The sequence below is a fragment of the Bradyrhizobium sp. genome (genome assembly GCF_019242285.1).
Taxonomy (GTDB): domain Bacteria; phylum Pseudomonadota; class Alphaproteobacteria; order Rhizobiales; family Xanthobacteraceae; genus Bradyrhizobium.
Map to the genome: position 1 here is coordinate 1 of NZ_JAFAVV010000781.1, position 10,140 is coordinate 10,140.

At 64.1% G+C, this 10,140-nt stretch carries 9 protein-coding genes and 1 pseudogene; 6 read left to right on the forward strand and 4 right to left on the reverse strand.

Annotation, left to right across the window (positions count from 1 at the left end; translation table 11 throughout):
• Together JOY90_RS31725 and JOY90_RS31730 are read left to right on the forward strand one after the other, a co-directional pair.
• Window positions 1–306 (forward strand): GTP-binding protein (locus JOY90_RS31725; RefSeq protein ID WP_291695038.1); only part of this gene is annotated, 306 nt, incomplete at its 5' end.
• Window positions 272–1,120, forward strand: coding sequence for an urease accessory protein UreD (locus JOY90_RS31730; RefSeq protein ID WP_291695039.1), 849 nt, complete (start codon window positions 272–274; stop codon window positions 1,118–1,120). The genes JOY90_RS31725 and JOY90_RS31730, both read left to right, overlap by 35 nt.
• A 2-nt stretch (window positions 1,121–1,122) precedes the next feature.
• Here JOY90_RS31730 and JOY90_RS31735 read toward each other — a convergent pair whose 3' ends face one another.
• Complete coding sequence (locus tag JOY90_RS31735; protein WP_367277017.1) at window positions 1,123–3,441, reverse strand: nitric oxide reductase activation protein NorD; 2,319 nt, start codon at window positions 3,439–3,441, stop codon at window positions 1,123–1,125.
• Entirely contained in the window at window positions 3,438–4,238 is an 801-nt protein-coding gene (locus JOY90_RS31740; RefSeq protein WP_291695041.1) for a CbbQ/NirQ/NorQ/GpvN family protein, read from the reverse strand. The genes JOY90_RS31735 and JOY90_RS31740 overlap by 4 nt, the downstream gene beginning before the upstream one ends.
• Window positions 4,239–4,794: 556 nt before the next feature.
• On the opposite strand from JOY90_RS31740, the gene JOY90_RS31745 reads away from it, so the two are divergent.
• From JOY90_RS31745 to JOY90_RS31760, 4 genes are all read left to right on the forward strand, one after another.
• Entirely contained in the window at window positions 4,795–4,962 is a 168-nt protein-coding gene (locus JOY90_RS31745; protein ID WP_291695042.1) for a hypothetical protein, read from the forward strand.
• 122 nt (window positions 4,963–5,084) lie between these two features.
• Window positions 5,085–5,801, forward strand: coding sequence for a hypothetical protein (locus JOY90_RS31750; RefSeq protein WP_291695043.1), 717 nt, complete (start codon window positions 5,085–5,087; stop codon window positions 5,799–5,801).
• 21 nt (window positions 5,802–5,822) lie between these two features.
• Complete coding sequence (locus JOY90_RS31755) at window positions 5,823–7,595, forward strand: phosphate ABC transporter substrate-binding/OmpA family protein (protein WP_291695044.1); 1,773 nt, start codon at window positions 5,823–5,825, stop codon at window positions 7,593–7,595.
• 338 nt (window positions 7,596–7,933) lie between these two features.
• Window positions 7,934–8,746 carry a J domain-containing protein gene (locus JOY90_RS31760; RefSeq protein ID WP_291695045.1) on the forward strand — a complete coding sequence of 271 codons (813 nt, stop codon included), beginning with the start codon at window positions 7,934–7,936 and terminating at the stop codon, window positions 8,744–8,746.
• Between the two features lie 519 nt (window positions 8,747–9,265).
• Here JOY90_RS31760 and JOY90_RS31765 read toward each other — a convergent pair.
• Both JOY90_RS31765 and JOY90_RS40235 read right to left on the reverse strand, forming a co-directional pair.
• Window positions 9,266–9,976: an SGNH/GDSL hydrolase family protein gene (locus JOY90_RS31765; protein ID WP_291695046.1), complete on the reverse strand. Its 711-nt coding sequence runs from the start codon at window positions 9,974–9,976 to the stop codon at window positions 9,266–9,268.
• A gap of 28 nt (window positions 9,977–10,004) precedes the next feature.
• Window positions 10,005–10,140, reverse strand: a pseudogene (locus JOY90_RS40235) (ABC transporter permease); the annotation flags it as partial.

Consider the following 10,140-nt stretch of genomic DNA (forward strand, 5'->3'; position numbering starts at 1 on the left):
TCCGGCGGCGACAATCTGGCATCGACCTTTTCGCTCGACCTGGTCGACTGGTGGATCTTCGTGATCGACGTCGCCGGCGGCGACGACATTCCGCGCAAGAAAGGGCCGGGCCTGCTGCGCTGCGACCTGCTCGTCGTCAACAAGATCGATCTGGCGCCGCATGTCGGGGTCGATCTCGAACGGATGCTGGAGGAGGCGCGGCAGGTCCGCCGCGGGCGGCCGATCATCGCGACCAACCTGCGGGCCGGCATTGGAATTGAGGGCGTCGCCGATGCGATATCTGCCGCCGTCCTCTTTCGGATCTAGTTCCGGGCGGAACGTCGAGGCCCATCTGGCGGCCGATCTGGCCGGCGGCCGCACCACGCTGCGCCGCCAGCATGTCGGCTATCCCCTGCACATCACCCGCGGATTTCATCTCGATGCGGCGCGACCGGACCTCCTCACCCTCTATCTGCAATCGGCGTCGGGAGGCCTCTATGCCGGTGACCGCATCAGCCTGGAGATCGTCGTCGACAAAGGCGCCGCCATTCATGTGACGACGCAGGCATCGGCCGTCGTGCATGACGGGCGCTGCGCGGGCTCACGGCAACGCCAGTCCCTGACCGTTCATAGCGGCGGCTTCTGCGCCATTGCAAGCGATCCCTATGTGCTGTTTCCCGGCGCCGACCTTCGGCTCGAAACCGTGGCGACCGTGGCCGAGGATGCCGTGCTGTTTCTCGCCGATGGTTTTGCCATCCACGATCCCCAGGGCGCAGGACGCACTTTTGCGCATTTCGCGAGCAGGCAACGTATCCTCCGCCCGGATGGCCGACTGCTGCTGCAGGACCTCGGCCGCATCGAGGGCGACGCGCTGCGGTCCGGCGCGCTGGGAAGCGTGACCGCGACGGCGACGGTTCTCCTGATCGCGCCAGCCGACCGGCTGCCGGTCCAACGTGCTTTCGAGCAAGCGGCAGAACGCTGCGGTTGCCTGGCCGGCGTGTCGCCGACACCGAATGGAGCAGGGCAGGTGATGCGGCTGCTGGCGCCGGATGGCGGCACGCTCGGCCGCGGCATGGAGGCGGCGTTTCACGTCGCCGCCGCCGCCGCGCTCGGAACGGAGATCGTGCGCCGGCGCAAATAGCTTCAGTGGCGCGCCAGTCTGAAATAAAGCTCGGACAACCGTCCCGGCAGATCCTCGACGCGATGGACCATCATGGTCTTGCCGCGTCCGAAAATCCGCGTTGCGGCCGGACTCCCGGCCTCGCCGAGCACGACACCGTAGGCGTCGATGCCGGCGGCATGGAGCCCGACCGCAGCCCGCCGCGCGTCCTCGACCAGGGCAATCGGATCGGCCACGTCGACATCCGACGGCTCGCCGTCGGTCAGCACGATCACGAGCTTGCGGCCGGATATCGTGGCGCCGATCGCATGGCCGGCGTGACGGAGCGCGGCCCCAAGCCGGGTCGACAGCCCGGATTCGAGGCCCGCCAACCGAGCCATGCAGGGGCGACCGTACGGTTCGTTGAACGCCTTGATGCTGGTCATCCTGACGTCCTCACGCCCGTCGGACGCAAAGGCGAGCAGGCAGAAGGGATCGCCGAGCTTGCCCATGGCCTCGGCCAGCACCGAGACCGCCAGCCGCTCGACGTCGAGAATGGTCGCTCCCGATGTGAGACGATCGCGGGTGGATTCGGAGACATCGATCAGCAGCAGCGCCGAAAGATCGCGATGGACCGAAGTCGAGGAGCGGAACACGCGCGGGTCAGGCTGCTGGCCCGTGCGCAATGCAATCCCGGCGTCCAGCATCGCGTCGACGTCGAGATCATGGCCCTCGCGCTGCCGGTTGAGACGGATTTTGCGGCCGATCCGCACGCTCCGCACCAGCCGGCCGATCCGGTTGCGCAGCACCTCGGCGCGGTCGAGCGCCTCCTCGATCAGGCGCGGCTCGGCGAGACGAGGTGCCACCTCGCGCACCGTCGTCCATTCAGGACGCTCGAGGCCATGCGCGCTGTCCCATTCCGGGTATTTCGCGATCACCACGCCGCGCGGATCCGGCGCGACCGGACGAGCCTTGCCGACGGCCGGACTCTGCTCCGTCGCCTCGAGTTGCTCTCCGCGCTTTGCTTCCTGGCGCTCGATCCGGACCGCCTCGATGGGCAGCTCGATCACCTCGCCGGAGGACGGCGCGTTCTCACCGAAATCCCACAGGCCTAGGCCATCGTCGCGATAGACCGGCTCGACGACATAGGTCTTGACGTTGAACTGCACGCGCATCTGGCCGAGATCGTTGCCGAGCAACATGCCGATCTCGCGGCTGATCGCGGCCTCGCCGATCCCTGGCATCGCCGCCGCGAACATCGCGCGGCCCTTGGCGAGGAAGGCATCGTCATCGGCATAGGCCGGATCGAACAGCGCGCGGGCCAGCCGCGCGAGCAGTGTCGGCGCCGCGACCACGCCGGAAGGCGTTGCGACATGATAGGGTGACCACAGCCGTCGAAGGCCCGGGAATTGCCGCATCGCCAGTGTCTCGATGCGCGCGTCCTCGATCAGGTTGACCAGCGCAATCTGCAGCGGCTTCAGCGTGCCGACGGGAAAGAGGCCCTGGCCCAGCACCAGATGCGCCTGCGCGTGCGCGGCTGCTGCGCGAAACAGCGTGCGGGCGGCCTCGCCCTGCACGCCGCGATAGACCTCCGGCAGCCGGATCACAGGGCCTGCGATCGACGCGCGCCGCCGGGCTGTCTGGTTGTTGTCGGTGGGAAGACCGCGCAGCAGCGGCGCACGGCCCCACAACGCGGTAATGAACGCCTTGAGCTCGACCTCGATCTCGGGAAAAGCGACGCTGCCGAGATCGCGGGCGATCAGGCGGCGGGACAGCTCGTCTTCCAGCGAGAAGAAGGCAATGCGGCGCGCCTTGTCGCCGGATGCCGCGCGCAATCCCGCGGTGACGAAGTTCTCGAAGGCATCGATGGTGCCGGGCGCCAGAATCGCATGCATCCGCGCTGCCGTCAGTTCGACCGCTTCGGGCGCCTGCCGCGACAACAGCTCCATCACCCGCCACCAGCGCGCCAGCGCCGGGCCAAGGCCGAAGGCGCGCGACGCAATCGGCAGTGCCTTGAGCGTGGCAGTCGCAGGCCGCGCGCCGGCGTGACGGCAGATGTCGGCCGCGGCCTGCGCGGCCGCCAGCAAAGGGGCGATCTCCTCGCGACCGGCGGCGTTCCTGCTCGCGGCCCAATAGGCGATGATACAGGCGGGACCGGCGTTGACGTTGGCGAGCGCGAGCACAGCCGTAGCCCATGCTTCGAGCTCGCTGGTATCGAAATGATGCGAAAGCTCGTCCCAGGTGGCGCGGAACAGCGGACGCAGCACTTCCCGCTGCCGCATCAACAGGTGCAGCCGCCGTGTCGCGCTGTCCTCCGTCGATGCAACGACCTGGAATGAAGCTGATGGTTTCGCCGCGCTCACGGCAGGCACGCCTGGATTGCGTCGCGCAGGGCGGCGCGAATGTCCGGATTGTCGGTGATGGGCAGCACGATGCTGGACTGCACCGCAGCCTCCAGCGACAGCCCGGCACGGACCATGCGGCCGGCGTGAATCAGCATGCGGGTGGAAGCACCCTCGTCGAGCCCATGTCCTTGCAGATTGCGGGAGCGCTGGGCGATGGCGACCAGGATGCCGGCGAGATCATGATCGGTGCCGCTTTCGCGCACGATGATGGCGGCCTCGGTCGGCGGCGGCGGATAGCCGAAGTCGATCGCAACGAAACGCTGCTTGGTCGATTCCTTCAGGTCCTTCACCGCGCTCTGGTAGCCTGGGTTGTAGGAGATGGTGAGCTGGAAGTCGGCATGCGCCGCGACGATCTCGTTGTGCTTTTCGAGCGGCAGGATGCGCCGCGCGTCGGTGAGCGGATGGATCACCACGGTCGTGTCCTGGCGCGCCTCGACGATCTCGTCGAGATAGCAGATCGCGCCGAAGCGCACGGCCAGCGTCAGCGGCCCGTCGTGCCAGACCGTACCCGTCGGCTCCAGCAAATAGCGGCCGGCAAGATCGGCTGCGGTCATGTCCTCGTGCGCAGCGACCGTGATCAGGGGCTTGCCCAGCCGCCAGGCCATGTGCTCGATGAAGCGGGTCTTGCCGCACCCGGTCGGTCCTTTCAGCATCACCGGCAGGCGCTCGGCATAAGCGGCGGCAAAGGCTTCGATTTCGTTGCCGAGGGACTGGTAGTAGGGCTCGGAGACGATCCGATAGGGGTCGAGGGTCATGAGTCCTCCGCGAGGCGAAGGATCGATGGTCTTGACAGCCGCGCGCCGGCGTTCCTTCGCGAGTGGGTGCGGCAGCCATTGCCGAAGGACACGCTGCTTCATCGAAGCGTGCGGAAAGGCCGGTCGGGCCTCGGCGAAGATTAGACCTCGAAATCCGCGTCAAGACAAGCTTCGAGCGTCTTGCGGCGATCCGCAACGCGCCGTCGGGGTCTCCTCAGTTTCGGAAATGCCGCATGCGGAATTTCGGCCGCTCCAAGGTGGCCGCGGCGTAAGGCACAGGCCGCTCCGCTACTCTTGCGCGAGCGGAGACAGGGTTCGCGGATTCGATGGCTTCATCACTCCGGATGATGTTGTTTCAACTGGTTGGTTGTATTGCCGACGTCATAATTTTAATCCTAAACTAATGGAACGCTGAGACGCGTTCAGCATTGGGCCGTGGTCGCGGGCCTCGTGGAACAGCCGGCTGGACAAAGATGAACTAGGGTACTCGATCATCGGGTGACGGATGCGCGCTCGGAGCGGAAGAAGCCACAGAGCCAGAGTTCGCCGATACGCCATGTTCGATCACGCCGGGTTTTCCGGCGTCGAGTATCTGCTCGCCAATGCCGGCCCCATGACCGATCGACGTCCGAAGCGTGGGCCGCTCGGCATCCTGGGTCTTGCGATTTCATCCACCATCAGTACGGCCTTGGCCGCCTGCCGGGGCCTGCTCGGAATCGGTTGAGGACGTCATTCATGGCGGCCGGTCCGGAGGACGGGCGTGGAATCATGTTTCGGACGTGTAAGAATGGTGTCGCAAAATTGTCGTAAGGCAGCGCTGGGCTTGTAGGCGTTCAGGCATTTGCGGTGACGGTCCCGGCGCAACCGACCGAGGAGAGCAAGGGGGCAGGGGCGGCCCGGCGGGTCCGGGCAGCCGTGTCTGCCGCTGCTGTCGCGGTGATCTCCTCGATGCGCCGCTACACGGCGTTACTCAAGCGCTCCGCGTTGTTCATCTCGCTGACATCGCTGGCTTTTTCGGGCATCAGCCTGTATGAGACAGTGCTCAAGCAGCCGAAGCTCGAGATCTTCGCCGGGTGTAATTGGGAATATGGACGGGGTCCCGGTTCCTATGACGAATTTTTCGTCGTTCCGGTCACCATTGCAAATCACGGTGCGCGCACCGGTGCGGTGCTAGCCGTCGAGTTGACGGTGAGCAGGGACGGGCGGACGAAGGCGTTCGCTGCGCGGGCAACGGTGGAAAATCTCGACGACAAGCGGCGCCAGTTGTTCGCGCCGCTCGCGGTTTCCGGTCATGATTCGGCTACCGCCTCGATCGTGTTCACGCAGCGTCAATTGACCACGCCGCCACTCATCCATGAGGACGGCCGGTATCGGGCGCAGCTCAAGCTTGTCACGGTGCTGGATGCTTCCTACGGCGTCATCGACCGCATGCTGGCACCTTCTGCGCCCGATGCGCGCTTCGAGATCGGTCTGACCGGGTTCGACATTGCCCCGGTCCTGGCCGGCTCGAACGCGAGCCTCGATGCGTGTCCTTCCGCGCCGCAAGAGCGACCACCACGGTGATTCGTCATGGGAGGCGTATTCATGAGATCATCTTTTCCCACCAGAACTATGATCCTCGCCCTGTTGTCGGTCTGGTTCCTGGTCCGCTTCCTGGGCGAGCCCTCCCAGGCGCAGAATCCCATTGGCCTCAAGGTCATGTTCTGCTCCAAGGTGAATGCGAACGCGCCTCCGATTTCGGGGACTCTGGTCGGCAACGACAGCACGACCTATTACCGCGTCTACACCGAAAATTATGGAGAGATCACCGTCAGACGGGCTGATGTCGAGGAGTGCGGCTCGCATGTCGTCTGCCCTGCCCGCCAGGAGGCCGGGCCAGCCGGCTGCGCCTGTCCGGCGAGCCAGGTCATGCAGGATGGCCACTGCGTCTCGCCGGCTCCCAGGCCGGTGGTCGCGAATACCACCCCCGACCCCGCCGCGCCGGCCGCCCCTTGTCGAAGCTTCGAGGACCTCGCAATCCAGGGATCGGGGACCGTCGGTCTCGGCGTCATGCCATTTCTGATACAGGCCTTTGCCAACGCCAATGCCATGCGGGTCGCCCCCACGGATGATCCGAAAACGCTGACCCGCATCTATCAGCTCCAGGGGAGCAGCCCCGACGCCGCGTGCTTTCGCGTCACCGTGCGTTCGACGGGATCGGACACCGCGAAGGACGCGATCGTCGACAAGGTGGCGAAGATCGGAATGTCATCGCGTGACTACAGCGCGAGCGAAATCGGGGTGCTCGCCAGCGCGGCTGGTCGCACACCGCTCGTACGCAGCGAGGTCGAACAGGTCGTGGCGCTCGACGCGGTCGTCGTCGTCGTGAACAGGCAAAATCCGGTCGGCGCGCTGAGCCTCTGCCAGATCGCGCAAATTTTCGCCGGCAGGATTCGCGATTGGCGCGAACTGGGCGGCCGACCGGGGACCATCAACCTCCAGGTTCGCCTCGGGCCGTCCGGGACCTTCGAAACGTTCCAGTCCCTCGTCTTGAAGACCTGCGGCGCCGAGCTGGCCCGAACGATTGCCTTCACGCACGGATCCTACGACAGGCTGCTGGCCGCAGTCGCCAGTGACGAGATGAGCATCGGCTTCGCGCCCGAAGCGCTGATCGGGAAAAACGTGAAGCCCCTTCGGCTGCGAGGCGCCTGCGGCGTCGAGCAGTCGGCGAGCTCGTTCAGCATCAAGACCGAGGACTATCCGCTGGCGCGCCGCCTGTTCATCTTCACGCCTTATCCGCTTGAGGGCTACGCGCGCCGGCTGGTTGATTTCATCAAGGCCGACGATCGTGCCGACGACGCGTTTGGACTTTCGCTTCCCGCTGTCGGCGAGGATGGGGCGGAGGTGCCTCATAGCGCGACCGACCAGAAGATCGAGATCGCGCGCGACGATCATGCCGAGAGTGCACGCCTGCAGGAAACCGAAGCCGATCCGATAGCACGGCGGAGATTTGTCGAAACCGCGGCGCAGGCCGACCGGCTGTCGATAACTTACCGGTTCGCGTTCGGCTCCGAGGACCTGGACACCAAGGCGCGGCAGGATATCCAGCGGTTTGCACGCTATCTGCAGAAGAACCCGACGTCGCGCAACGTTCTGCTGGCCGGCTTCACCGACAATGTCGGCAATGAGACCGCCAACGTCGATCTGGCCAGGAAGCGGGCGGAGGCAGTGCGCCGCGAGCTCGCTGCGCTCGGCGCATGGCGCTACGCCCGAGACATTCAGGTGGAAGGATTTGGGAAGATTCTGCCGGTTGCCTGCAATGACACCGAGCTCGGCCGACAGAAGAACCGTCGCGTCGAGGTGTTTCTCGGGCGTTGAGCCGCAACCCATGGTGCCGAAGGTCGAGCGGCGGAAGCGGCGCCTTCTGGCTTCGCAACAAATCCTGGGCCGCGCCGCGGGCGGTCAAGGTCACCGCCGCAACCTGTGGTTACGAATGATTTACCTGCACGTGACAAGAGAACTCGCGCTCGTTGTGCGGTCATATTGATGACATTCGCCCATGCGATTCGGTATCGTGGTTCTAATTCGATGTTGTCGAAACTGGGTTTGGCGGAGGCTGTCGTTCAATAGGGCAGTCATTGGCTCCGATCCCATCGAGCCGATGTTTGCGTTCATGCAGCGGTCTTTCGCAACCAGCGCCTTGCTGCGAGGCGTCGATGAAGACATTGTACGAAGTGCTGGGCGTTTGGCCCGATGCCAGCCAGGAAGCCCTCAAGGCGGCTTATCGCAGGCTTGCAAAGATTCATCATCCGGACCTCAACCCAGGGGATCCTGATGCGGCGCGCCGATTCCGTCAAATAACCATCGCCATCAGGATATTGCGCGACGCCAAGCGGCGCGGAGCCTATGACCAGCGGCTGGCGCGGGCGCGCCGGCGACGATTTGATCACGCGGGGGAGCAGCGTCGTCTGCGGCGGTCGCGCCTGATCATCACCGGTGTCGTCGCAGCCGCGATGATGAGCCTTGTGCTGATGATCGAGTCGACATTGGTGAGATCAATTCGTCCGATGTCTGGCGTCACGGGCAGAACCGCAGAGATCGTCGCGCAAGCGCCGGGTGGAGGTTTGGCCAAACATCATAGACGCCTCGGTCCGGAGACTTTTAAAACCGCGATTCACGTTCCTGCGGTCGGTCCCGACCTGCGAATAGCGCTCGATAGACGGGATGAGGGTTTGGTGCGACCTGAGCAGGATTGTCAGGACGGCACGGGAAACGGAACGCATGACCGTATCGCAGGCTCGCTCACGGCTGCATATGACGTCGGCCCGTTCGAAGTGGGACGGCGCTGCAAGCCGCAGAATGACCACGGCGCTGACGAGGAAATAAGCGCAAATCAGAGAGCCGCCTTGATGAGACAGGCACAGGAGCTGCTCGCGAGCGGCGATCCCGCCAACGCTCACAGGATGTCGCAGCGCGCTTGCCGAAATGCACGATCGCGATGTGGCCTGGGCCGCCACGAGAACCTTTGATTGCAAATGAGCTCGGACATGTTACGCGCTCGTCAACCGCTGGAGCACTTACTCCGCAAGCCGGGTGGTCTTGGATGATCTTGGCCGCTTGATCGGTGAAAAGATTCACGAATTGCCTCAGGTGCGGTCTCCGATCTTGAAATGCATGCCGGACATCAATCACGTGAGATATTGGCTTAACCCACCTTGATCGCCTTGTGGATCAAGTGGCGGAGATCGGCTTGATTCGATTGTCTTGCAGCGCGGTGCACCTGATGCGTGGCGGTTGGGTAATCTGCCAGCGAAGAGCTGCGTCACCTGGCACAGGCGGACTTTTGAGGGCCCGAAGCGCCCTGAGTTCGGCCCGGTCCGATCAATTTAAGCGATCATTCTAACCGCAAATGTCCGAAACTCCGCTAAGCAGGGCAAATTCGGTCTGGCGAGCGATAGCCGCGATGCGGAGGCGACACCAGCCCATCCTTCCCCAGAGCCTGGTTCAACCTTTCTGCCGATGCAACATTAGCGACAACTGCTGTTTCGTCACGACAACGATGTACCTGCCACGCGAGCGCCATGCAGTTGGGAAGCATCATCTCCGATGATTTCCTTGACCTTCCCGGCGATCGCCTTGCCGAGGTCGCAATTGTTCTGCGGGGTGAAGTGAATGCCGTCGCAGCCGTCAGTAGTGATGAAGCTGCCAGCGTCAAGAAAGTCGATCTTCATGAAGTCGGCCATGGCTTCGTACTGCTTCGCGAGCTCAGCTGTCTTCGCATGCCCGCCGCCGAACATTCCTTCGAAATAGGCGTGCGGGATCGGGGCCAGCGGCGGCGGCGCGACGACAAGACACTTTGGCGCGGGGTAGGGCGTGCCGATACCGCCGGCGCTGCTAAGCACTTGGCCAACAAGCTTTGCCATGCCGTAGGCGATGTCGTAGGGAGTGCGATTGAAGAACGGCTTGGTGTCATTAGTACCAAGCATGATGATGACTAGATCGAGTGGAAGGTGGCTGGCGAGCGCTGTCGGCAGATAGTGACTGCCGTTTAGACGCGGGTCATTGGGGTCATCGGCGCTGGTGGTGCGTGCGCTGAGGCCTTCCTCAATCACCCGATATCCGGGGCCGAGCTCCTTCGCCATCGCGCCGGTCCAGCGGCTGGAGAAGGGGTAGCGTTGGGTCGGTGAGCCATCCTCGACCGGAATCCAGCCCCACGTCAAAGAGTCGCCGTAGCACAAGATAGATTTCTCCTCCGACATCGTATCACCTCAAGTTGCTGCGCTTCGCTCAATGGGATTTTGCTGCTCTGACGCCATAGAAGATCGCCGCAAGCAGAATGATCAGGCCCTGTGCGATCAGCTTTCCGGGGTCACTGATCCCGAATGCGGTCATGACTACGAACAAGAATGTAAAGGACAGCACG